This window comes from Agrobacterium tumefaciens (genome assembly GCF_031801495.1).
GTDB classification, from domain to species: Bacteria; Pseudomonadota; Alphaproteobacteria; order Rhizobiales; family Rhizobiaceae; genus Agrobacterium; species Agrobacterium tumefaciens_K.
The window spans coordinates 1,639,698-1,663,504 of the sequence record NZ_JAOEGC010000002.1 but is presented as its reverse complement, the minus strand read 5'-3'; the positions used below and the strand labels follow the sequence as shown (position 1 = coordinate 1,663,504).

The 23,807-nt window shown below is 59.0% G+C and carries 22 protein-coding genes and 2 tRNA genes; 12 read left to right on the top strand and 12 right to left on the bottom strand.

What is annotated here, in order from left to right; all coding sequences use genetic code 11:
* Nucleotides 1-36: 36 nt before the first annotated feature.
* From N7578_RS17500 to N7578_RS17490, 3 genes are all read right to left on the bottom strand, one after another.
* On the bottom strand, nt 37-1,317 hold the full coding sequence (locus N7578_RS17500) for a M23 family metallopeptidase (protein WP_311111531.1): 1,281 nt from the start codon (nt 1,315-1,317) through the stop codon (nt 37-39).
* A 101-nt stretch (nt 1,318-1,418) separates the two neighbouring features.
* Entirely contained in the window at nt 1,419-2,246 is an 828-nt protein-coding gene (locus N7578_RS17495; RefSeq protein WP_311111530.1) for a ferritin-like domain-containing protein, read from the bottom strand.
* A gap of 14 nt (nt 2,247-2,260) precedes the next feature.
* Nucleotides 2,261-2,728, bottom strand: coding sequence for a peroxiredoxin (locus N7578_RS17490; protein ID WP_311111529.1), 468 nt, complete (start codon nt 2,726-2,728; stop codon nt 2,261-2,263).
* A gap of 119 nt (nt 2,729-2,847) precedes the next feature.
* Between N7578_RS17490 and N7578_RS17485 the strand changes: the two genes are divergently transcribed.
* Entirely contained in the window at nt 2,848-6,231 is a 3,384-nt protein-coding gene (locus tag N7578_RS17485; RefSeq protein WP_311111528.1) for a DUF3971 domain-containing protein, read from the top strand.
* Nucleotides 6,232-6,318: 87 nt separating this feature from the next.
* Here the strand turns inward: N7578_RS17485 and tyrS are convergent, their stop codons facing one another.
* Nucleotides 6,319-7,572, bottom strand: a complete 1,254-nt coding sequence (gene tyrS, locus N7578_RS17480) for a tyrosine--tRNA ligase (RefSeq protein ID WP_311111527.1) — start codon at nt 7,570-7,572, stop codon at nt 6,319-6,321.
* A gap of 152 nt (nt 7,573-7,724) precedes the next feature.
* On the opposite strand from tyrS, the gene N7578_RS17475 reads away from it, so the two are divergent.
* A complete protein-coding gene (locus tag N7578_RS17475) occupies nt 7,725-8,846 on the top strand; it encodes an anhydro-N-acetylmuramic acid kinase (RefSeq protein ID WP_311111526.1) in 1,122 nt (373 codons plus the stop codon).
* A 53-nt stretch (nt 8,847-8,899) separates the two neighbouring features.
* Here the strand turns inward: N7578_RS17475 and N7578_RS17470 are convergent, their stop codons facing one another.
* Complete coding sequence (locus tag N7578_RS17470; RefSeq protein ID WP_063948746.1) at nt 8,900-9,577, bottom strand: alpha/beta hydrolase; 678 nt, start codon at nt 9,575-9,577, stop codon at nt 8,900-8,902.
* A gap of 211 nt (nt 9,578-9,788) precedes the next feature.
* Between N7578_RS17470 and N7578_RS17465 the strand changes: the two genes are divergently transcribed.
* The 7 genes from N7578_RS17465 to sufA all read left to right on the top strand — a co-directional run bounded on the left by N7578_RS17465 (nt 9,789) and on the right by sufA (nt 16,905).
* A complete protein-coding gene (locus tag N7578_RS17465) occupies nt 9,789-10,958 on the top strand; it encodes a cysteine desulfurase family protein (RefSeq protein ID WP_311111525.1) in 1,170 nt (389 codons plus the stop codon).
* Between the two features lie 202 nt (nt 10,959-11,160).
* On the top strand, nt 11,161-12,630 hold the full coding sequence (gene sufB / locus N7578_RS17460) for a Fe-S cluster assembly protein SufB (protein WP_311111524.1): 1,470 nt from the start codon (nt 11,161-11,163) through the stop codon (nt 12,628-12,630).
* A gap of 72 nt (nt 12,631-12,702) precedes the next feature.
* Complete coding sequence (sufC, locus tag N7578_RS17455; RefSeq protein WP_138793860.1) at nt 12,703-13,458, top strand: Fe-S cluster assembly ATPase SufC; 756 nt, start codon at nt 12,703-12,705, stop codon at nt 13,456-13,458.
* Nucleotides 13,459-13,481: 23 nt separating this feature from the next.
* Nucleotides 13,482-14,753: a Fe-S cluster assembly protein SufD gene (sufD, locus tag N7578_RS17450; RefSeq protein WP_311111523.1), complete on the top strand. Its 1,272-nt coding sequence runs from the start codon at nt 13,482-13,484 to the stop codon at nt 14,751-14,753.
* On the top strand, nt 14,746-15,996 hold the full coding sequence (locus N7578_RS17445) for a cysteine desulfurase (protein ID WP_311111522.1): 1,251 nt from the start codon (nt 14,746-14,748) through the stop codon (nt 15,994-15,996). Before sufD ends, N7578_RS17445 begins: the two co-directional genes overlap by 8 nt.
* A 23-nt stretch (nt 15,997-16,019) precedes the next feature.
* Nucleotides 16,020-16,403 carry an SUF system Fe-S cluster assembly protein gene (locus N7578_RS17440; protein ID WP_311111521.1) on the top strand — a complete coding sequence of 128 codons (384 nt, stop codon included), beginning with the start codon at nt 16,020-16,022 and terminating at the stop codon, nt 16,401-16,403.
* A gap of 112 nt (nt 16,404-16,515) precedes the next feature.
* Nucleotides 16,516-16,905, top strand: a complete 390-nt coding sequence (gene sufA, locus N7578_RS17435; RefSeq protein ID WP_311111520.1) for a Fe-S cluster assembly scaffold SufA — start codon at nt 16,516-16,518, stop codon at nt 16,903-16,905.
* A gap of 110 nt (nt 16,906-17,015) precedes the next feature.
* On the opposite strand, the gene N7578_RS17430 is transcribed toward sufA, so the two are convergent.
* From N7578_RS17430 to N7578_RS17420, 3 genes are read right to left on the bottom strand one after another with little or no spacing between them, the layout of a single operon-like run.
* A complete protein-coding gene (locus N7578_RS17430; RefSeq protein WP_311111519.1) occupies nt 17,016-18,224 on the bottom strand; it encodes an ABC transporter permease in 1,209 nt (402 codons plus the stop codon).
* Nucleotides 18,214-18,933, bottom strand: coding sequence for an ABC transporter ATP-binding protein (locus N7578_RS17425; RefSeq protein WP_311111518.1), 720 nt, complete (start codon nt 18,931-18,933; stop codon nt 18,214-18,216). The genes N7578_RS17430 and N7578_RS17425 overlap by 11 nt, the downstream gene beginning before the upstream one ends.
* A 14-nt stretch (nt 18,934-18,947) precedes the next feature.
* Nucleotides 18,948-20,243, bottom strand: a complete 1,296-nt coding sequence (locus tag N7578_RS17420) for an efflux RND transporter periplasmic adaptor subunit (RefSeq protein ID WP_311111517.1) — start codon at nt 20,241-20,243, stop codon at nt 18,948-18,950.
* 252 nt (nt 20,244-20,495) lie between these two features.
* Here N7578_RS17420 and N7578_RS17415 point away from each other — a divergent pair, with 252 nt between their 5' ends.
* On the top strand, nt 20,496-20,651 hold the full coding sequence (locus N7578_RS17415) for a hypothetical protein (protein ID WP_311111516.1): 156 nt from the start codon (nt 20,496-20,498) through the stop codon (nt 20,649-20,651).
* Nucleotides 20,652-20,831: 180 nt separating this feature from the next.
* Here the strand turns inward: N7578_RS17415 and N7578_RS17410 are convergent.
* Together N7578_RS17410 and N7578_RS17405 are read right to left on the bottom strand one after the other, a co-directional pair.
* Nucleotides 20,832-20,908 (bottom strand) — tRNA-Arg (locus tag N7578_RS17410).
* Nucleotides 20,909-20,942: 34 nt separating this feature from the next.
* Nucleotides 20,943-21,248, bottom strand: a complete 306-nt coding sequence (locus tag N7578_RS17405) for an ETC complex I subunit (RefSeq protein ID WP_138793851.1) — start codon at nt 21,246-21,248, stop codon at nt 20,943-20,945.
* 275 nt (nt 21,249-21,523) lie between these two features.
* Here N7578_RS17405 and N7578_RS17400 point away from each other — a divergent pair.
* A tRNA-Pro gene (locus N7578_RS17400) sits at nt 21,524-21,600 on the top strand.
* 114 nt (nt 21,601-21,714) lie between these two features.
* Here N7578_RS17400 and N7578_RS17395 read toward each other — a convergent pair.
* Both N7578_RS17395 and N7578_RS17390 read right to left on the bottom strand, forming a co-directional pair.
* Entirely contained in the window at nt 21,715-22,857 is a 1,143-nt protein-coding gene (locus N7578_RS17395) for a ceramide glucosyltransferase (protein WP_311112547.1), read from the bottom strand.
* A 193-nt stretch (nt 22,858-23,050) separates the two neighbouring features.
* On the bottom strand, nt 23,051-23,320 hold the full coding sequence (locus N7578_RS17390) for a DUF982 domain-containing protein (protein WP_311111515.1): 270 nt from the start codon (nt 23,318-23,320) through the stop codon (nt 23,051-23,053).
* A 190-nt stretch (nt 23,321-23,510) separates the two neighbouring features.
* Between N7578_RS17390 and N7578_RS17385 the strand changes: the two genes are divergently transcribed.
* Complete coding sequence (locus N7578_RS17385) at nt 23,511-23,759, top strand: BON domain-containing protein (protein WP_311111514.1); 249 nt, start codon at nt 23,511-23,513, stop codon at nt 23,757-23,759.
* Nucleotides 23,760-23,807 lie beyond the last annotated feature (48 nt).

Below are 23,807 nucleotides of genomic sequence, written 5' to 3'. Positions count from 1 at the left end.
AAAACGAGAGATAAATCCGGTATAAAATCATTGCTCTTATTTCAGATATGTTTTGAGCTCAGCCCCGGCCACAAGAAACCGCATGGGATCGACCGGCGCATCATTTCGGCGGACTTCGTAATGGATGTGCGGACCGGTTGAGCGTCCGGTGCTGCCGGCACGGCCAATCACATCGCCTGTCTCGATCCTGTCGCCAACCCTGACAAGAATGGCGGACATATGCCCGAAGCGGGTGGAGACGCCTTGGCCGTGATCGATCTCGACCATGTTGCCGTAACCGCCTGAATTTTCAGCGATCGTTACCTTGCCGGAGCCGGTTGCCTTTACGTCCGCGCCCGTTTCTGCGCGGAAGTCTATGCCGGTGTGCAGGGCGGGCCGGCCGAGAAACGGATCCATCCGGTTACCGAACCGGCTCGTGATCGTTCTGCCCGGAGCGGGGTTGCCGAAGGGCATGCCGGTCGCGGTTTCCTTGACGAGATCCAGCCGGTTGAGGGCATTGTCGAGGCTCGCCAGAGAGATGTTGAACGGGTCGCGGTCGACCTGCTGCGGGTCGGCATAGGGGCCGCCGACATCCTGCGCATCGCTTTCGTCGATTTTCAGTCCCGCCTGCCGGATGATCTCCTGCATGGCGCTGGTTTTGCTTTCTGCGTCTGCGGTCAGTGCCGCGATTCGCGAAATCTGCTGGCGTTCGACATCCTTGAGCGAAAGCGTCACTTTCGAGAAAATGCGGTCGGCACGGTCGGACGGCGTTTCCCCGCTGGAGGGAGCGTAGAAGACCTGCTTTTCGGCTTTCGGCGCCTTTTCAGTCTGTATCAGCTTTTCGATGGCGGACACGCCGCCCGATGCGCTGGCGCGTTTTTCGGGCGCGAGCGCATTCGAATAGGCTGAAGGGGCCGGCGACGGCGCAATGCCCGCGCTTTCGGCCCTCTCAAGCAACTCGCTCATGCGGCCGTGTCTGGAGGTGAGGGCCGTCTGCTGTTCGAGAAGTTTTTCGACTTTTCTTTCAACGACCTGCTGGTCAAGCAACTGGCGTGACGTCACGCGGTCGACCTGCGCCCGCAAGGCTGCGATCCGGTCTTCATAGTCGTGCTGCATGCGCGTCTGCCGCGCCATGGTCGCGCCGATCAGATCATCCCGTAAAATGAGGTAGGACGTGGCACCGAGGAGGGCGAGCGAGAGCGCACCAGCCAAGGAAACGGCGAGAGCAGTCATCCAGGGGCGTATCGTCAGATGCCTCACCCTGTCGCCGCTTGCCAGGATGAGGACGTGCTGTTGCCGTTTCCTGCCAAATCCTGGTTGTTCTGCCGTCTGAGCCAAAGTTTCTCTCCAGCCTGTTCCTTCGCCGGAGAAAATCATAATTCATTAAGGTTAACGAAGTTTTGCCAACGCGTTTCGGTGGCCGCTCAACAGGAAGGGCGTCAGCTCTGACTGACGGCTGTCAACGAGCGGTAAAAGGACGGCGTGAGGCCAGCTTCGGCGCGGGCGACATCGTTGAAGGGCGGTTTCAAGGGGCCGCGGAAATTGGCGCGGACGAGCCGCTTGAAGGTTTCTGCCGGGTCTTTCTTTTCCCGCGCGCACAGGAAACGGAACCACTTTGCACCAATCGCGACGTGGCCTTTTTCGTCGTTATAGATAACGTCGAGAACCGCCGCGCTTTCAAGGTCGCCCGTTTCGCGCATTTTCGCCTGAAGGGCGGGTGTCACATCCAGCCCCCGCGCCTCGAGAATGAGGGGTACGACCGCGAGCCTTGCCGTCAGATCGTTGCGTGTCGAATGCGCCGCCTGCCACAGGCCGTCATGCGCGGGCAGATCGCCATAGTCCGCGCCAAGGCTGCGCAGGCGGTCGCGAACCAGCCGGAAATGTTTTGCCTCCTCGAAGGCCACCTGCATCCAGCCGTCGAAAAACGAATGGGGTACCGGTTCGCTTGCGTAGCGGGCGACGATATCCAGCGCCAGATCGACGGCGTTCAGTTCGATATGAGCGATCGCATGCAGGAGCGCTATGCGTCCCTTGACGCTGTGAAGCGAGCGGCGCTTTACGGCGGTTGGCGGGACGAGTTCCGGCTTCTGCGGCCTGCCGGGGCGTTCCGGCAGGGGGCGATCAAGCGGAGAGCGAAGTGACAGCCGGCGCTCGAACCAGCGGGTCGCCGTTTCCTGCGCCAGAGCGGTTTTCCGATCAAGATCGGCGCTGGCGATCGCGTCTGTCGCTCCGCCGCGCAGCGAGGTGATTTTAAAGGCTGTTGCCAAGGCCTGTCTGTCCGTCAGAGCTTCTTTGCAGCGTCCAGAACGGCTTCGGCGTGTCCTGCAACTTTCACCTTGTTCCAGATTTCGGCAATTGTTCCGTCCGGCGCAACGAGAACGGTCGTACGCTCCACGCCCATGTATTTTTTGCCGTACATGCTCTTTTCCTTCCAGACGCCGTAAGCTTCCAGAACGCTTTTTTCCTCGTCGGCAGCCAGCATGACGCTGAGTGAATGTTTTGCGGCAAACTTGTCATGGCTTTTGACGGAATCGGGCGAAATGCCGATGACGATGGTGTTGGCCGCCTCGAACTGTGCTCCGAGAGCGCTGAAATCGATTGCTTCGGCCGTGCAGCCCGACGTGTCATCCTTCGGATAGAAATAAAGTACGACTGCCTTCCCCTTGAGGTCGGACAATGTCACCGTTCCGCCGCCATTGCGTGGTAGGGTGAAATCAGGTGCTAGGCTGCCGATCATCGTATCTGTCATAATCCACCTTTCTTTCGCCGGGATGTTGAGTGAAACTCACGACATTCGGTATATAGCGAAACGAAGCGTCGTCTAGTGTTGCGGCGAGACAAAAGCTTTTCAGGGGCAACCACGGGCGTATGGCTGAAATACGGGGTGAAAGGGTCAAGTTCGGCAAGCAGGACATTGTTCCGCTGCACGGTCTACCTTCGGCGCAGGCCGAAGATCCCATCATCGTCCATTGCCCCGCGCCACGCTCGTTACTGCGGACCTTCAGCAAGATATTCGCCGCGCTTTTCGTTCTGGCCTTTCTTTCCATCGGCGGCATCATCCTGTCGGTAGAAACCGGCGCGATCGACAAAACCCTTTCTCAACAGGCGCAGCAGACACTGGAAAAGGCGCTGGGTCCGAACTACAGCGCCCGCATCGGGTCGTCGGCGATCCGGTTTTCGACGGGCCTGCGGCTGGCACTCGTTGCGCGTGACGTCGATATCATCGACACGGCGTCGGGCCAGCATATGAGCCGCGCGCAGGCCATCGGCATGGCGCTCGATCCTATCGCCTTGCTGGGTGGGCGGGTTTCCGTTCAGAGCCTGGAGGCGAATGGTCTGGAGCTCGACACGACGCTTCTTCCCAAAGGCAATGGTTTCGATCTTTCCGCTGTCACTGTGGATGCGATCCCGGATGCGTTGCAATCGGCGTTTGGAGAGCTCGACAACGTTGCAAAGGCGTTCCGCATCAGCGGCACGGAGGAAATCACAATCGCCGATGTTGCTGTACGCCTCCCGCCGACCACGGAAGGCAAGCTGCGCACGATTCAGTTGCAGGAGCTTTCTCTTTCGCCTGACGCAGAGGGAGGTTATTCCATCGACGGTGAGGCGATCTTCAACAATGAAATCGCCAGCCTTTCGCTCAGGACATCGGGAACGGGTGGTGCAATCGAGGGTTTCGAGGCCCGCCTCGACGGCTTCGATGTAGGGCCGCTTCTCGAAAAATATGACCCGCAGGGCAACCTGCACGAAGGGCTCAACGTCAAGGTTGGTGTCAATATCGTTGCGCATCGCGGTGCCGACGGCCGTGATCCTGACCTTGCGGTGTCGGTCGGTGTCGGCAACGGCAAGCTTCTTCTTGCGGGCGAGGAACAGGTCGTAACGGGCGGTGCCGTCCATGCACGCTACGATTTCACGAGCGGGACGCTTGCGCTCGAGAACTCCAGGCTGGAATTCGGCCATACGGTTCTTCCTGTTGCGGGAGAGATCAGGGACACGGATCAGGGGTTTTCCTTTGCGCTGAGGGCGGACAATGCCATGGCCTCGGCGGAGGCCTCCGGTGAGGCTCCGGTGCCATTCAACCTCAAAGCGGACGGGCAATACAGTGTCGCGACAAGGCAGCTCGATGTTCCCTCCCTTTACGTTTCCGGTCCGCTGGGTGATATGGCGGGATCGCTCAAGATCCGGTTCGGTGAAGGTTCACCCGAGATCAGCTTTGGTGGCCAGATTCCGAAAATGGAAGCAACCGCGGTCAAGCAGCTCTGGCCGTTCTGGATGGCCCACAAACCGCGCGACTGGGTGGTATCGAACCTGTTCGGTGGCACCGTCACCAACGGTTCCATCGCTGTGTTCATTCCGCAGGGCCGCATGTGTGGTCCCGGTTGCCCGCTCGTTCTCGGCAAGAGCGAAATGCAGATCCGTTTCGATATTGCCGACACGCGCCTGAACACCACCGGCACAATACCGCCCCTGCGTGATGCGGACGCGCATTTTGAACTCGTTGGCGAGCGTATCGACGTCAATATCGAGCGCGCCACGTCCTATTTTCCGTCCAGCCGGTCGCTCTCTCTCGAGAGCAGCCGTTTCTCGATCGCATCGGTCTATGACAAGCCTCTGCTTGCCGATCTCGATCTGAACATTGCCGGTAGTGCGGATGCGGTGGCGGAGCTGGCCACCTTACATCCGATCAATGCGCTCAAGGACACGGACTTCAAACCGGAAGACTTTTCGGGCGATGTGAGGGCGCATGCGAAGCTTGTCGTCGGGCTGCTCACCAGCCAGCAGCCGCCACCGCCGGTCTGGTCGGCTGACCTGAACCTCAAGGGGCTTGCGCTGGCGCGCCCCTTTGCCGGTCGTGACGTGACGGGCGTCGACGGAACAATGACGCTGAACGACGGGGAACTGGTGTTGCAGGGCAAGGGCCGGATCGATGACGTGCCCATGGACATCTCGTTGACCGAACCGATCCGCAAGAACACCGACGTCGCCCGCCAACTCTCCCTCAAGGCTTCCCTGAACGAAAGCCAGGTGGCCAAACTGGCACCGGAACTGTCAAGCGTTCTCGGTGGTACGACGGTGCTGGAGATCGACGGGGCCGATCCGAAACGGCAGAATGTAAAGCTTGATCTCACCAGGGCGTCGATGGTCTTGCCGGGTATCGGGTGGAGCAAGGGCATCGGGGTTCCCGCCAATGCCGCGTTCACCATGGAAGCCGTCGATGGACGCACGGCCATCAGCGACTTCTCGCTTGACGGTGATGGCTTTGGTGCGGCCGGTGACATGGCGTTCAACAAGAACGGTCTTATCTCTGCCGACCTCAGCCGCTTGAAACTGTCATCCTCGGACGATTACGCCATCTCGGTGGTTGCCTCTAAAAACAGCTATATCGTTACGGCCAACGGAAAATCGGCGGATATCAGGCCGCTCATTTCCCGACTTCGAAATCCTTCTGCCGGTGGTGACGGAACGGCGCGTTCACAACCGTCGCTCGCCATAAAGGCGCAGCTCGACAAGGTTTATGGTTTCAACGGCGAGGTTCTGTCCAACGTCAATGCGGATGTGAACCTGCTGGACGGCAAGGTCCGTTCCGTCGATGTTCGTGGCGTGACGGGCAACGGGCAGGCCGTTGTTGCGCAGACGACCAACAAGGGGGCGTCTGGAACCATAACGCTGACAAGCAGCGATGCCGGTTCTCTGGCCCGTTTTGCCGATATCTACACGCGCATTCGCGGCGGTCTCGTCAATCTGTCGCTGACGACGAACAATGGCAGTGCGTGGAGCGGATCGCTCGACATGCGCAATTTTTCCGTCGTCAACGAAGCCAAGTTGCAGGATATCGTCGCGACGCCGACGGGTGAGGATGGCCGCAGCCTCAACACGGCGGTGCGCCGCAACATCGACGTCAGTTCGGAGAAATTCCAGCGCGGCTTTGCTCGCATCGTTTATGTCAACGGCGCAGTTGCCGTTGAAAACGGCGTGGTGCGTGGAGAGCAGATCGGAGCGACTTTCCAGGGGCTGCTCAAGGACCAGAATGGCCGAATGGAGATGACCGGCACCTTCATGCCCGCCTATGGCCTGAACCGCCTGTTCGGCGAGTTGCCGTTTATCGGCATATTCCTAGGCAACGGCCGGGATCGCGGGCTGCTGGGCATAACCTTCAAATTGTCGGGGCCGGTGAACCAGCCGACGCTCGCGATCAATCCGCTGTCGCTGATCGCGCCTGGCGTCTTCCGGCAGATCTTCGAATTCCAGTAAGCGCTATCTGCCGATAGGCAGGCAGCAAAAAGGCCGCACGGGATATCCGATGCGGCCTTTCTTATTTTTCGTCGACGTCCTGGCCGATCAGGCCGGGCGGACGAGGATGTGCTTTTTCTTGCCCAGCGAAAGCTTGATCACGCCGTCAGCCGTTACTTCGCCGGTGCCGATCACCTTGCGCTCGTCGGAGATCGCCACGTCGTTGATGCGGACCGCTCCGCCCTGAACATGACGGCGTGCCTCACCATTGGAGGAGGCAAGCCCGGCCTTGACGATCAGCGCCAGCAGGCCGACGCCCGCCTCGAGTTCGCCGGAGGTGACGTCGATCGACGGCAGATTGTCGGCCAGCGCGCCTTCCTCGAAGGTCTTGCGTGCCGTTTCGGCCGCTTCTTCCGCCGCAGCGCGGCCATGCAGGATGGCCGTCACTTCGGTTGCGAGGATTTTTTTCGCCTCGTTGATCTCCGATCCACCAAGGGCGGCTATCCGGGCGATTTCGTCCATCGGCAGGGTCGTGAAGAGCTTGGCGAAACGCACGACGTCCGCGTCTTCCGTGTTGCGCCAGTATTGCCAGAAGTCGTAGACCGGCAGCAGATCCTTGTTCAGCCAGACAGCGCCGGAGGCGGACTTGCCCATCTTCGCACCGGAGGAGGTTGTCAGAAGCGGCGAGGTCAGCGCGTAAAGCTGCGGCGTCCCCATGCGGTGACCAAGGTCGATGCCGTTGATGATGTTGCCCCACTGGTCCGAACCGCCCATCTGCAAACGGCAACCTACACGCTGGTTCAGCTCCACAAAGTCGTAGGCCTGCAGGATCATGTAGTTGAATTCGAGGAACGACAACGACTGCTCGCGGTCGAGGCGCGTCTTCACGCTGTCGAAGGACAGCATGCGGTTGACCGAGAAATGACGGCCGACATCGCGCAGGAACTCGAGGTAGTTCAAACCGCGCAGCCAGTCGGCATTGTTGATCATCAGCGCCGGGTTGGTCTGGCGGTCGTAGTCGAGGTAGTTGGCGAAGACGTGCTTCAGCGATGTGATGTTGTCCTCGATCATGTCGATCGTCATCAGCTTGCGGGCCTCTTCCTTGAAGGAAGGGTCGCCAACCATGCCGGTGCCGCCGCCCATCAGGGAAATCGGCTGGTGGCCGGTTGCCTGCATCCAGTGCAGCATCATGATCTGGGTCAGGTGGCCGACGTGCAAACTCGAGGCCGTTGGGTCATAGCCGATATAGGCGGTCACGGTTTCCTTGGCGAACAGTTCGTCGAGACCTGCCTCATCGGAGATCTGGTGAATGAAGCCGCGCTCGTCGAGCGTACGGAGGAAATCGGACTTGAACCTGGACATAACCTTTTTCTTTCTGGGATTTGTCGTGACCTTCACTGCACTTCAGTGAATGCCTGCGCCTTTACCATTGTTTTTTGAAAAGTGCACCCGTTTCGGCCATGAATGTTGGCGTTGAATGGCAAGATGATTCTTTTGCGTAAAAGGGCAGGTGCATGAGCGAGGTCAAAACGGCAATCGGTCTTATGAGCGGGACGTCGATGGATGGCATCGATATCGCGCTTCTGCGCACCGATGGCGACAGCATCGTGCGGCACGGGCCGAGCGGCTATTTTCCCTATGATCCGCAACTGCGCGCCGTCTGGCAGAAGGCGCTGATCACAGCGAAAGCCATTCGTGAGAGGCGCGAACGCCCAGGTGATCTTGGGGACGCCGAGCGAAAGCTGACGCTTGCGCATGCTGCGGCCGTGAAATCCTTCCTGCATCGACATAAGCTGTCACCCGGTGAGGTCGACGTCATCGGTTTTCACGGGCAAACGGTTCTGCACCGGCCGGACGAGGCTTTGACCGTGCAGATCGGCGACGGTCCGCTGCTGGCCGAAGAAACCGGTATCGCTGTGGTTTACGACATGCGTGCCAATGACATGGCGCATGGCGGGCAGGGGGCGCCGCTCATTCCCGCCTATCATGCGGCGCTTGCCGCCAATCTACCGGAAGAGTTCGAAACTCCTGCCGTTTTCGTCAATATCGGCGGCATTTCCAATCTCACCTATATCGGCGATCATGGCAGGCTTGCAGCTTTCGACAGCGGGCCGGGCAACATGCTGATCGACCAGTGGATCGAGGCGCATACCGGGCAGACCTTCGACAAGGGCGGAAAGGTTGCCGCGGTTGGCGCTGTCGTTCCCGCGATGGTCAAACACTACATGGACAGCCCGTTCTTTTCCGCCAATATCCGTCGGTCGCTCGACCGCTCCGATTTTCTGCCGCCGAAAAAAGGCGAGGTTTCCCTTGCTGACGGCGCGCGCACGCTGGCGCATCTGACCGGTGCCGCCATTCTCAAATCGGCGAGCTATCTGCCGGAACCTGCAAAAACCTACGTGGTTTGCGGTGGTGGCCGCCTCAACCCGATCATCATGGCGGAGTTTGCCGCACAGGCCGCAAAGCTCGGCGCGAAGGTCATTGCGGCGGAAGAAGCCGGTTTTGACGGTGGGGCTATGGAAGCGGAGGCCTGGGCCTATCTGGCTGTACGGTCGCTGAGAGGATTGCCTTTGACATATCCCGGCACAACGGGCGTCAAGGAGCCGGTGACGGGCGGGGTTTTCGTGAAAGCATGAAAAAAACCGCCGGAGTGACCGGCGGTTTCAATTCTTTTCACGGCAATCCGCAGTTAGCGAATGCGCTTGGCGGCCGGTTCCGGCACCAGCTCGCCGTTCAGGCGGCGGTCCAGATAGTCCTCGCATTCGCCCATCAGCTCGTCCACCTTGCCATTGAAGAAGTGGTTGGCGCCGGGTACGGTGCGGTGGGTGATGAGAATGCCCTTCTGGGTCTTCAGCTTTTCGACCAAGCCGTTGACATCCTTTTCCGGCGCCACCTTGTCGGCATCGCCATTGATGATGAGGCCGGACGACGGGCAGGGTGCCAGGAACGAGAAGTCGTAGGTGTTCGGCTGCGGAGCAATCGACATGAAGCCTTCGATTTCCGGGCGGCGCATCAGAAGCTGCATGCCGATCCACGCGCCGAAGGAGTAACCGGCGACCCAACAGCTCTTGCTGTCGGGATGCAGGCTCTGCACCCAGTCGAGCGCGGAAGCGGCGTCGGACAGTTCGCCGGCACCGTGATCGAACTCGCCCTGGCTGCGGCCGATGGAGCGGAAGTTGAAACGGAGCGTCGTGAAGCCACGCTTCTGGAAAAGATAAAAGAGCTGGTAGACGATCTGGTTGTTCATCGTGCCACCGAACTGAGGGTGCGGGTGCAGGATGATCGCGATCGGTGCGCTCTTTTCCTTGGAGGGTTGATAACGGCCTTCGAGGCGACCCGCCGGGCCGTTAAAGATGACTTCGGGCATTGGTACTCCGGTCGTGTTTTTTTGTTCCAGTACCACGTTCTGCCGGTGATAAGACTTGACGAACTGTGTCAGCTTTTCTAGAACGCAGTTTAGAACAATTCGAAACTTTGCGTGTGCTAAAGCACTCGGTTGGTGTCATAGGACAAGCGCAACTGAAATTTCAAGGAAAATGCGTTTCGGCGCATCGAAGATTAGCGGAAGCTGTTCCGTCATGACGGTTTTGACACGGACATATATGGATTGGAACGCGACGGCACCGCTGCGCCCTGCCGTGCGGGATGCCCTCGTTGCCGCGCTCGACATGTCCGGAAATCCGTCTTCGGTGCACAAGGAGGGGCGTGCCGCCCGCGCAGCCGTCGAAGCTGCCCGCCGCGATGTCGCGACACTTGCCGGTGCGCAGGCAGCCAACGTCACCTTTACCAGCGGGGCGACGGAAGCCGCCAATCTGGTTCTGGCCCCGGATTTCAAGATGGGACGCGCTCCGCTCAGGGTTGGCCGTCTTTATGTTTCGGCCATCGAACATCCCGCCGTTCGCGAGGGTGGCCGGTTCAAAAAGGATGACGTTACGGAAGTTCCCGTTACGCCAGCAGGCATTCTCGATCTCGCCGCGCTTGAAGAGCTTCTGGCAGAACACGATGCGGCGTCGGGTCTGCCGATGCTTGCGTGCATGCTGGTCAATAATGAAACGGGTATCGTTCAGCCTGTTGCGGAGGCCGCACGGCTTGTGCATGCCGCCCGCGGATTGATGATCGTCGATGCGGTTCAGGCTGCGGGACGCATGCCGCTTGATATTGCCGCGCTGGATGCGGATTTCCTGATCCTTTCCTCCCACAAGCTGGGCGGACCGAAGGGAGCAGGCGCTCTGGTGTCGCGTGGCGAAGTGATGATGCCGAAGCCGCTGATCCATGGCGGCGGGCAGGAGAAGGGTCATCGCTCCGGCACGGAAAACACGCTGTCCATCGTCGGTTTCGGTGCAGCTGCGGCTGACGCCTTGAAGATGCTGGATGCAGAGGATGCGCGTCTTTCCGCTCTGCGGAAAAAGCTCGAAACCGGAATGCACGCCGCTGCGAACGATGTCGTGATCCATGGCGGCGATGCCGGGCGTGTCTGCAACACGACGTTTTTCACGCTTCCCGGCCTGAAGGCCGAGACGGGGCAGATTGCCTTCGATATCGAGGGCATCGCGCTGTCTGCCGGATCGGCATGCTCTTCCGGCAAGGTGGGCGAAAGCCATGTGCTGACGGCGATGGGGCATGACCCCAGGCTCGGCGCGCTGAGGATTTCGCTCGGTCACGCGACCACGGAAGACGATATAGACCGCACGCTTGCGGCGTTTGGAAAAATAGCCGGGCGGCGCAGGCTGGCCGGGCAGGCCGCGTGAAAACGTGGCAAAGAATTGCGGAATATCAAATTTCCGCTTGCCGGGATGTGTGAAAAGCGCCATCCCGCACCTACATGGGTGAAGAATTCCGCCCTCGCTTAAAAGGCGCGGACCCATTTGCCCGAAGATGAATAAGGCGGCTTTCCGCCTTGATACGTTGACAAGCCACCGGACCTTGGCTCCGGCGAGATTGGAGAACGACATGGCTGCGGTTCAGGAAACGATCGATCAGGTCCGCCAGATCGATGTGGACCAGTATAAATACGGCTTCGAAACCAATATCGAAGTCGACAAGGCCCCGAAGGGTCTTTCGGAAGAGGTGATCCGTTTCATCTCGGCCAAGAAGCAGGAGCCGGAATGGATGCTGGAATGGCGTCTTGAGGCTTACAAGCGCTGGCTGACGATGGAAGAGCCGACATGGGCGCGCGTCAGCTACCCCAAGATCGACTTCAACGATCTCTATTATTACGCTGCGCCGAAAAGCACCCCCGGCCCGAAGTCGCTCGATGAAGTCGACCCGGAGCTGCTCAAGGTTTACGAGAAGCTCGGCATTCCGCTGAAGGAACAGGAACTCCTGGCCGGCGTTGAAAAGCGTCAGGTCGCGGTCGATGCCGTGTTCGACAGCGTTTCCGTCGTCACCACCTTCAAGGCGGAACTGGCCAAGGCCGGCGTGATCTTCATGTCCATCTCGGAAGCCGTTCGCGAACATCCTGATCTCGTTAAGAAATATCTTGGCTCGGTTGTTCCGACGACGGATAACTTCTATGCGACGCTGAACTCGGCGGTCTTCACCGACGGTTCCTTCGTGTTCATCCCGAAGGGCGTTCGTTGCCCGATGGAACTGTCCACGTATTTCCGTATCAACGAAAAGAACACCGGCCAGTTCGAGCGCACGCTGATCATCGCGGAAGAGGGCGCTTACGTGTCCTACCTCGAAGGCTGCACGGCTCCGCAGCGCGACGAGAACCAGCTTCACGCCGCCGTGGTCGAGCTTGTGGCTCTCGATGACGCCGAAATCAAATATTCCACCGTTCAGAACTGGTATCCGGGCGACAAGGAAGGCAAGGGCGGCATCTACAACTTCGTGACCAAGCGTGGCGATTGCCGTGGCAACCGTTCAAAGATTTCGTGGACGCAGGTGGAAACCGGCTCTGCCATCACCTGGAAATATCCGTCCTGCATTCTGCGTGGCGACGACAGCCGCGGCGAGTTCTATTCGATTGCCGTGTCCAACGGCCATCAGCAGATCGACTCTGGCACCAAGATGATCCATCTCGGCAAGAACACGTCGAGCCGCATCATCGCCAAGGGCATTGCCGCAGGTTTTTCGGAAAACGTCTATCGCGGTCAGGTTTCCGCCCACCGCAAGGCGACCAACACGCGTAACTTCACGCAGTGCGACAGCCTTCTGATCGGCGACAAGTGCGGCGCGCATACCGTGCCGTACATCGAGGCGAAGAACTCGTCGGCGCATTTCGAGCACGAAGCGACTACCTCGAAGATTTCCGAAGACCAGCTGTTCTATTGCCTGCAGCGCGGCATTCCCGAAGAAGCGGCGATCGCGCTGATCGTCAACGGCTTCGTCAAGGAAGTCATTCAGGAACTGCCGATGGAATTCGCCGTCGAAGCGCAGAAGCTGATCGGCATCTCGCTGGAAGGCTCGGTAGGCTGATCTTTACCCGGACACGACTCTGAGTGCGCGGTTTTCGCGCACCAATCGATCACACCATTCTAGGAAAAAACCATGCTTGAAATCATCGACCTGCACGCAAAGATCGCCGATACCGAAACCGAGATCATCAAGGGTCTGAACCTGAAGGTTGCCGCTGGCGAAGTGGCCGCCATCATGGGACCGAACGGTTCGGGCAAGTCGACGCTCTCCTACATCCTGTCGGGCCGTGAAGATTACGAAGTCACCTCCGGTGACATTCTCTACAACGGCGAAAGCATTCTGGAACTCGACGCTGCCGAGCGTGCTGCCAAGGGCATTTTCCTGGCCTTCCAGTATCCGGTCGAAATTCCTGGCGTTGCCACCATGCAGTTCCTCAAGGTTGCCATGAACGAGCAGCGCAAGGCACGCGGCGAAGCCGAACTGACGACGCCTGACTTCATCAAGAAGGTCAAGGAAGCCGCTGGTGACCTGAAGATCGACATGGACATGTTGAAGCGTCCGCTCAACGTCGGTTTCTCCGGCGGTGAAAAGAAGCGTGCCGAAATCCTGCAGATGGCGCTGCTTGAGCCGAAGCTCTGCGTTCTCGACGAAACGGACTCCGGCCTCGACATCGACGCCCTGAAGATCGTTGCCGATGGCGTCAACGCGCTGAAGTCTCCGGATCGCGCCACCATCGTCATCACCCACTACCAGCGCCTGCTCGACTACATCGTTCCGGACAGCGTTCATGTTCTCTACAAGGGCAAGATCATCCGTTCGGGCGACAAGGAACTGGCGCTCGAGCTGGAAAACAACGGTTACGCCGACATCATCGGTGAAGCGGCCTGATTGACGGCCAGGAGGTGATGTCTATGAACATGCAAACCACCACACGGCTGACGCCAGCGGAAACCGCGCTGGTCGAGGCTTTCACCGCGAAGTTCAGCGAACTGCCGGGCAATGGCGCTGTTGTTGCCGCCCGTGACGTGCTGTTCGATGATCTCAAGACCGCCGGTCTTCCGACCCGCCGTATCGAGGCCTGGCACTATACCGATCTGAAAAGCCTGCTGCGCGCCATTCCAGAGGATGCGCCCGCTCCGGTGATCGAGAAGCAGGCGCCAGCCGTTGCCGGTTCGTCGGTTGCATATGTGCTGCACGGTGCGTCCAGCTTCGGCAAGGTCGAGGGCTTCAGCGTCTCGAGCTTTGCAGACAGCCTGCTCGACGGTTCGGCTGCGGCCGGTCTGGCCGAAGCCAGCAAGGACGATGCCATCGGCCGTATCAACGGCAGCTTCGTGCGCGATGGTCTGACGGTCGATATCCCGGCGGATGCCGAAATCGAAAAGCCTATCGAATTGCAGGTCGTTCACGGCGCGGGTCAGGTTCACAGCCGCCTCCCGGTGCGTTTCGGCAAGGGTTCAAAGGCTACGGTCATCGAACGTCACCTGTCGGTGACTTCTGATGCGGCGCTTGTTTCCTCCGTCAGCGAGATCGCTGTGGAAGATGGCGTCGAGGCGACCTACATCATCCTGCAGCAGCAGGGGGCGGCCGATATTCATCTGGGCCAGCTTCGCATCAAGCTCGGAGCGGACGCCAAGTTCCGCCTGTTCATCATCAATGCAGGTGGCAAGCTGGTTCGCCAGGAATTGCGCATCGACGTTGAAGGCGAGGGCACGGACCTTATCGTTCGTGGCGTCAACCTGCTCGGCGGCGAAACGCACACCGATGTGACCATGGTTCTCGGCCACAACGTTCCGAACACGACCTCGACGGAAATCTTCCGCAACGTTGTCTTCGACCGCGCGAAGGGTATTTTCCAAGGCATGATCCGGGTTGCGCCCGATGCCCAGAAAACCGATGCCAAGATGGCATGCAACACGCTGCTGATGTCTGATGACGGCGAGTTTTCGGCCAAGCCGGAACTTGAGATCTTCGCCGACGACGTTCAGTGCGGTCACGGTGCGACGGTTGCCGATATCAGCGACAACCATCTCTATTACCTGATGGCGCGTGGCGTGCCGAAGGCGAAGGCACGGGCGATGCTGGTCAACGCTTTCGTTGCCGAGATCGTCGAGGAACTGGAAGAAGAAGATCTGGTAGAGGCGCTGGAAGAGATCATCTCCGGCTGGCTGGAGCATCATGCCTGATAGCGAACGCGCCGTGGTCGCGGCCCCTTATGACGTTGAAGCCGTGCGGAAGGATTTTCCAATCCTGTCGCGCGAGGTCTATGGCAAGCCGCTGGTCTATCTGGACAACGGCGCGTCCGCGCAAAAGCCGCAGGTGGTCATCGACGCCGTTTCGCACGCCTATGCGAACGAGTACGCGAATGTTCATCGCGGCCTGCATTTTCTCTCCAATGCCGCGACCGATGCCTATGAAGCGTCGCGCGAAAAGGTGCGGCGTTTCCTGAACGCCGGTTCCGTGGACGAGATCGTCTTCACCAAGTCCTCGACCGAGGCGATCAATACGGTTGCGTACGGTTACGGCATGCCGAAGATCGGCGAGGGCGACGAGATCGTCATCTCGATCATGGAGCATCACTCCAACATCGTGCCGTGGCATTTCATTCGTGAACGGCAGGGTGCCAAGCTGGTCTGGGTGCCTGTCGATGATGAGGGCGCGTTCCACATCGAGGCTTTCGAAAAGAGCCTGACGGAGCGCACCAAGCTCGTCGCCATCACCCACATGTCGAATGCGCTCGGAACGGTGGTTCCGGTCAAGGAAATCTGCCGCATCGCCCATGAGCGCGGCATCCCTGTTCTGGTGGACGGTAGCCAGGGCGCGGTGCATATGCCGGTCGATGTGCGCGATATCGACTGTGACTGGTATGTGATGACCGGCCACAAGCTCTACGGCCCATCGGGCATCGGCGTGCTCTACGGCAAGGCTGATCGTCTGAAGGAGATGCGACCGTTTCAGGGTGGCGGCGAAATGATCCTCGATGTTTCCGAGGATACGATTACCTACAACGAGCCGCCGCATCGTTTTGAGGCGGGTACCCCGCCCATCGTGCAGGCCATCGGCCTCGGCTACGCGCTGGATTACATGGATAATCTCGGCCGTGCCGCGATTGCCGCGCACGAGGCGGATCTGGCCGCCTATGCCACCGAGCGGCTGCAGTCGATCAATTCGCTGCGCATCATCGGCAACGCGCCGGGCAAGGGCGGTATCTTCTCCTTCGAACTCGAAGGCATTCATGCCCATGACGTCTCGATGGTGATCGATCGTCGCGGCGTTGCGGTGCGTGCTGGCACACATTGCGCCATGCCGCTCTTGAAACGTTTCGGTGTGACATCCACATGCCGGGCGTCGTTCGGACTTTACAACACGCGCGCGGAGGTAGACGCTCTGGCGGATGCCCTCGAATATGCGCGTAAATTCTTTGCCTGAGATCAGGATCGAGGATCAGGATCATGACTGCCGAAGCCACTGAAAAGAAACTGGATGCGCCTGACGTTGCGGAAAAGGTTTCCACCATTCCGCCGGATGAACTGGCGCGCCTCAGCGACGACGTGATCGCGGCGCTCAAGACCGTGTACGACCCGGAAATTCCGGCCGACATCTTCGAACTCGGTCTTGTCTACAAGATCGACATCGAAGACGACCGCATGGTCAAGATCGTCATGACGCTGACGGCACCCGGTTGCCCGGTCGCCGGCGAGATGCCCGGCTGGGTGGAAAACGCGGTCGGGGCTGTTGAAGGCGTATCCGGCGTCACTGTGGAAATGACCTTCGATCCGCCGTGGACGCCGGACCGCATGTCTGAAGAAGCGCAGGTCGCTGTCGGCTGGTATTAAGGCCGACGCGATTTTGACGGGTGTTATCTCTTGATGGCATCCGCGTACGCTATTAAATTGAAATCCATAAACATCGAGCCTTGAACTCGATTGTCGAAGGAGAATCAGGCCCATGGGCTTTGCAGTTATGACCATGACGCAGGCTGCCGCCTCTCGCGTCAAAGCAATCACCGAAAATTCCGGCGCTGACGCCAAGGGTGTGCGTGTCGGTATCAAGAAGGGCGGTTGCGCCGGCATGGAATATACCATCGATCTGGTGACAGAACCCGATGCGAAGGATGACCTGATCGAATTCGATGGCGCCAAGGTCTGGATACAGCCGTCGGCCGTTCTCTATCTGCTGGGTACGCAGATGGATTTCGAAGTGACGAAGATGCGCTCCGGTTTCACCTTCAACAACCCCAACCAGACATCCGCCTGCGGCTGCGGTGAATCGGTCGAGCTGAAGCCTGCCGATCTGGCCGCACTTGCCAAACAGCGCGAGGCGGCTGCGAGCGTTTGATCGTGCGCTCGGCGGATTTACACACTCGACGTCATCCTCGGGCTTGACCCGAGGATCTACCACTTTAACGTCGTTGCTCGTTGGATCCTCGGGTCTGTTACCGCTTAAATTCACTCGTGTCTGAGCGCCTCTATCGGGCTTAAACTCGCCGCGCGCCGCGCGGGGAAATAGCCGAAAATCACGCCAATCGCCGCCGAGAAGGCGAACGCCAGCACGATGATCGACGGGCTGGTGACGAAGGGCACGTTGAGATAGCCGACAACGCCATAGGCAAGGCCAAGGCCGGTCAGGATGCCAACGAGGCCGCCGAAGGCGGACAGCATCACCGCCTCGACGAGGAACTGCGTCAGAACCTGCTTCTCCAGCGCGCCGATGGCAAGCCGGATACCTATTTCGCGCGTTCGTTCCGTGACCGACACGAGCATGATGTTCATGATGCCGATACCGCCGACGAGAAGGCTGACGGCGGCGACCGCACCGAGAAGTCCGGTCAGCAGCGTCGTCGTACCCGTCATGGCGGAGGCGATCTGCGTCATGTCGTTGACGCTGAAATCGTCCTCGCGGCCGATGCCGATACGGCGACGTTCACGCAGCAGCTGTTCAATATCTGACTGGATCGTCGATGTCGAAACGCCATCCTGCGCAGACACCATGATGGACGAAATCGTCGTCGTGCCGCCGATGCGCCTCTGATGGATCTTCAGCGGCATGATGATCGTGTCATCCTGGTCGTCGCCCATGCCGGACTGGCCCTTGCGAGCCAGAACGCCAATGACCGGGCAGGAGATATTGCTGACGCGGATTGTCTGGCCGACCGGATTTTCCGCACCGAACAGTTCCTGTCGCACGGTTTCGCCGATGATGCAGCCGATCTGGCCGCCGCGATCTTCCGCGGGCTGGAAGTCCCGCCCTAACGCCAGCGTCCAGTCCTGTGCGATGAGATAGTCGTTGGTGGTGCCGATAACGCTTGTCTGGTGGTTCTTGCCGCCGAAAATCACCGTGGCGGCAGTGCTGCGGTTTTGCGGCGCGACGGCGCGCAGGCCGCTGATCTGATTCCTGATGGCTTCGACGTCGCGGTCGTCGAAGCGCTTGGCATCGACGCTGGCACGACCGGGGCCGAACTGGCCAGGCCGGACGAACAGCATATTGGTGCCGAGGCGGGACAATTCGGATTTCACCTGTTCCGTGGTGCCGTTGCCGATCGTCACCATGGCGATGACGGCTGCAACGCCGATGACGACGCCAAGCACGGTCAGGAAGGAGCGTAGCAGGTTGCGGCTGATGGCGCGCAGCGCAAGGCGCGATGTTTCAAAGAACATCCGGCGTCTCCTTTTCCATTGCGGCGCTGTCGGAGGCGAGATGGCCGTCGACGAACCGCAGCAGCCTTCTGGCGTGGGCGGCGATGTCTTCCTCGTGCGTCACCATCACGACGGTAATGCCCTTGTCGCGGTTGAGCGAGGTGATGAGTTCCATGATCTCGTCACTGGTTTTCGTGTCGAGGTTACCGGTCGGCTCGTCGGCGAGAAGCAGGGCAGGGCGGGTGACGATGGCGCGGGCAATCGCCACCCGCTGCTGTTGACCGCCGGATAGTTCCTGTGTGGTGTGATTCTCGCGACCTTTGAGCCCCACCTGCGCCAGCGCCTCCATGGCACGTTCGCGCCGTTCCGCCGCCTTCATGCCGCGATATACCAGCGGAAGTTCGACATTTTCGACCGCCGATGTGCGTGCCAGAAGGTTGAACCCCTGGAATACGAAGCCGAGCATGTGGCGTCTGAGCAGCGTCAGGTGTTCGTTGTCGAAGCCGCTGGTCGGTACACCCTGAAACAGATATTCGCCAGCCGTCGGCGTATCGAGACAGCCGATGATATTCATGGACGTGGACTTGCCCGAGCCGGACGGACCCATGATCGCGACGAATTCGCGTTCATGGATCGAAAGGCTCACACCGTCCAGCGCGCGGATCGTCGCTTCGCCGCGACCATATTGTTTGACGACGTTGCGGAATTCGATGAGCGGTTGCTGTTGCATGACGTTTGTCCCCGTCAGCCGCTGTTGCGTGCGGACGCGCTCGTGATGACCTCGTCGTCCGCGTTCAGTTCACCCGATTTCACCACGGTATGCTGGCCGTCGGTCGATCCGGTTTCGATTGACACCGAAACCGGATTGCCGTTGCGCAGAACCCATACGGTGCGTTTTCCGGTTGTCGCCTCGCTGGCGCCGCGGTTTTGCGGGCGACCCATGCGCGGCGGGCGGAAAAGGCCCATCAGGCCACGGCCGCTGGAGGCGGTTTCGCGCGGCGGCGTGTATCGAAGCGCTGCGTTCGGCACCAGCAGCGCATCCTTGATGTCCTCAACGACGATGTTTGCCGTCGCCGTCATTCCGGGGCGCAGCAGCAGTTCCTCGTTGTCGACCGTCAGTATGCCCTTGTAGGTGACAACGTTGGAGACGGTTTCCGAGGCGAAGCGTACGGTTTCGATTTCCGCCGGGAAGCTGCGGTCGGGATAGGCATCGACATTGAAGGTGGCTTTCTGCCCGGCATCAACCTTGCCGACATCGGCTTCATCGACGGAAACCTGCAGTTCCATGTGGCGCAGATCGCCCGCGATGGAGAAGAGGACCGGTGCATTGAGCGACGAGGCAACCGTCGCGCCCGGATCGACGTCGCGGGTGAGGATCACGCCATCGATCGGCGAAACGATCTTGGCCTTGCCGAGATTTACTTCAGCGAGCCTGAGATCCGCTTCGGCGGACAGCACGGTTGCCTCATTAACCTCCAGCGTGGCGGCTGCCGCGTCATGGCTGAACTGCGCGGCATCGAGATCCTGCTGGCTGGATACCCTGTTCTGGACGAGCGATTTCAACCGCTCCAGCGAAGTCTTGGCAGATCCGAGATCGGCACGCGCCTTCAGCACGTTGGCCTTGGCGGAAGCGAGTTTGGCGCGGGCGCTCTGCACGTCTGCCTCGAGCTTGTTGGTGTCGAGTTCGGCCAGAATGTCGCCCGCCTTGACCGGCGAGTTATAGGTGACATTGACCTTGCGCACGGTGCCGGATAGTTCACTCGAGATATCGACCTGATCCGTTGGCTGAACCGAACCGGTGGAGGTGACGATGACGGCTAGATCGCCACGTTCCGCTGCCTGGGTGGTATAGTTATACGCGACACCGGCGTTGGCGGAGCTGTAATAGTAGGCGCCCGCGCCTCCAACCAGCAGGAGACCGGCGATGACGTAGACAGAGCGGCGCGATTTTTTCTTGCCTGAGCGAGCGGTGCCCAGAATTTCGCGCAAATCGGGCTGGCCGTTGCCTGCGTTCGAACCCTTACCGTCTGCTTCGCTCATTCGTATCACCTGAAAAATCCGAAATGCCACGGTGGATTGTTTCCAGCCGTTTTCATTGTTCGGATGTTGCTGTTTTTATTCCTCTGATTGTGGGAAGTGGCACTTTTTCCTGAAAGGGGGAAGTGAAAACTTGGTAATATTTCTTACAGTCGTTGGCGGTTATAGATAAAATGACGCAGGCCGGACGAGTGGATTTGTTCATCGCCGGTTTTGACGGCAGCCTTTGAAAATCGATACGCAGGACATGAAACAATGAACGACAACGTGGTGCAGTTCCGCAAGCCGAAGCCACCGAAAGAGCCGCGCAAGCCGCTTGGGCCGAATGCCAGAAAAGCGCTGACCATTGCTGCCATCGTTCTCTTCTTCGTGGCCGCCTACGGTTATTTCGCGATGGTTGGGCAGGGTTGAACGACTGCTCATCTCGCCGCACGATGATGCTGGTATTTGGTCCGGTGCGTGCGGCGATTGCGCATAGGCCGTGAATCGCTCGACCCGAGACATTGCACACGACGATCCATTCCCTCACCTCGTTTGTGGCGAGGGATGCGTCGTGTATTTTTCTTGGAAAGCAAATTCTTAGAAAAGTGGTGGCGACCCCTGCAGGACTCGAACCTGCGACCTACTGCTTAGAAGGCAGTTGCTCTATCCAGTTGAGCTAAGGGGCCGAAACGCCGAATTCAGTTCCGGCGTAAATATTCTTCAGTGCGTCCAGGGTTGCGTGCGGGTAAAACGGAAGTTGTCAGTGTAGGACACAACCTTACGCGTCGCTTCCTTAGGCTGGATAACGCGATATTCGATACCTTTACGCTGAGCGTAAGCCTCTGCCTGCTCCTGCGTTTCAAATGTCAGCTTTACCTGCTGGTTCATATCGGATGTGGAGGTGTAGCCCATGATCGGATCGATCTTGCGCGGAACTTCGGCGTCAAACTCCAGAACCCAGATATTCGTCTTCGCCTTGCCGGACTGCATGGCTGTTTTTGCAGGGCGATAGATCTTCGCAGACATTTAGAAACGACTCCGGTTAGACGACGGGCTTTTACCCTTGAACGACTATTGGCGTACAGGAACGACGTAACCAAATCGTGTCATGTACGATAAATCTGAAATGGACCGACTCCATGTGAGAGTCAAGCCGCCAGCGCCCATTCGGTCCTCTTGTATGTGCCGGCTTTTTCACGACGGATTCTACCGTCGACGAAACAATGTGAATAAAGTCGATTTTTGTTATTGCGGTATCAGGATGAACCGTGTATCTCCCCACCCATCGCTTCGGCGGTCGGCGGAGTGTAGCGCAGTCTGGTAGCGCATCTGGTTTGGGACCAGAGGGTCGGGAGTTCGAATCTCTCCACTCCGACCATCAACATCTGGTTGATGTGATTTCATTTTCCCAAAAATAAACTTTGAACATAGCTCTTCGATATGAGAGCGATATCGCTAGCTTGCTTCAGCGATCTGCAGCCCAATCGCCGCTCTATTCAGTCGTGGGACCGGCCAGCGTGCTTTCCGCCGTGCGTATCGTCATGACGTTGCCGCGCCAGGAAACCGGTGCGCCTATCCAGCTACGTGCCCAGATCAACGGCATCGTCACGTCGCGGACAATCATCGCCGGCAGGGTGTAAAGCGAAACGGGCCACCCTTTCATGAGAGCCAGACCGAGTTCCGGGCCGTACATGATCGCGGCGACGGCTAAAGCCGTTGCACCCAAGTGGATATCGGCGAGGCCTGCGGCGATCAGTGCCATAAGAAGCGGGGGAAGGGCGCCGGTCAGGATTTCCGGTGCGAAATATTGCGGGAAGGTCACCCGGCGCAATCTTGCCCAGCGCGTCTGGCGCGACCAGATTTCAGCGCAATCCCGCTCTCCCAGAGGCTGCTCGAATGGGGAGGCGACGAGGCGAACCTTGAGGCCAGCTTTTCTGACGAGCTTGGTCGATGCGGCGTCTTCGGCAATCTCTGCCGCCAGTGCGCGTATCCCGCCATGTGTCTCCAGCAGCGGCTTGTTCCACAACATCGACTTGCCCTGCGCAAAGCCCATGCCGATCGCTTCCGCAGCATATTGCCAGCGCGCTTGCGATCCGTTCAGGAAGGCGCATTCCACGTGTGCCCAGAAACCTTTCGGTCGAGAGCCGAGCGGCGGCGAGCAGACGAGGCCCGTATCATCCTGCCAGGCAGACAGCAGCGCGCCGATATAGTCCCGCGGCATCAGCACGTTCGAGTCGGCGAGTATTACCCAGTCATGGTTTGCGGCCCGCCAGCCCTTGACGCAATTGTTCAGCTTCGGATTGGCGCTGATCCGGTCGTCACCGATCAGCAATCGGGATGCGATCTTGGGGAACGCGGCTTGGGCCTTGCGAACTTCTTCCACGACCGGATCGAATTCGTCCGCCACGCAGAAAAGCAGCTCGTAATCCGGCCAGTCCAGCTGGAAAGCGCGCGACAGGGTGAGGGGCGTGAAGTTCTCGATGCCTCGCAGCGGTATCACCACTGAGACAGGCGGTTTCTGTCGGGATAACTCGTTGTGACTGCTCGGGCGTGACAGGCGCCAGCCTGCCAGAACGATGCCGAGCAGATTGAATGCCAGAAGCAGAGCTGCGCACAAGCCAAACACAGTTTCCATGCCGTCCAGTTCCACTTCCGAGATTTTCACGGCTCATCCGCCGGGCGATTCCATGGGATTCTTCCTGCGGATTATAACGTTTGCGTGACAACTGCATGTCACCCACCATACCGGACAATGCATGACGGGACCGAGTAATCTGAAAAAATCTGAAATAGAAAAAAAGCCCTTCCTGTTTGAAGGGCTGTAGCAGTCAGTGAACGTTCAGAATGTGTGCGTGGCTGCTGGCGATCAGGAAGGATTCCCTCGCCAATTCAATGTCACACTTTCCTGAAATTGCGGCCAGGCAGTTTCGTTTTGCCTGTGCATATTCCGGGCCGTGATCCTCCGGCCAACGGTACATCAGCATGTCGAGCGCCACCAACGGGCTATAGATTTCCACCGCTGCAGACAGGGGCAGGTGGATGGCCACCGGCTTCATCCATAGCGCGTGATGACACGGCTGCGTCTTGTCAATCAGCATAAAACCTCCTCCTTACCAGTTACAGCGGCCAAATGCTGGCCTCACGAAATGGTTCCAGACCTTCGAAAATGTGATCGGAAAGGGGGTTCCAATTTTCCAAGATGAATGGAAGATGAACGGAATGATGAACCGGAGATGAACAAAGCGGCTCTTCAGGCGTTATCGGTCCTGAGAATAAGGAGAAGACATCATGTTCAATCTGTCTGGCATACAGGAAAGCTTTTTTGGAGATCGTATGGCTGGCGTCTGTCAGGCCATCACATCGGCATTGGCGTTCGAGTCGGGACTGGAGAAATCGCAGATTTCGGCCATCGCTGAAAATGATGTGATCTATCTTGAGGGAACGGCCGATTCCGTGGAAGCAATCGATATTGCCATCAATCTGGCATCGTCCATCTCAAACTGCCGAATTCTCAGCCACGTCGAGCCTGTCTATTAAAATGAAATTCGCCGGGTGATTCGTCACTCACCCGGCGGAAATGCGCGT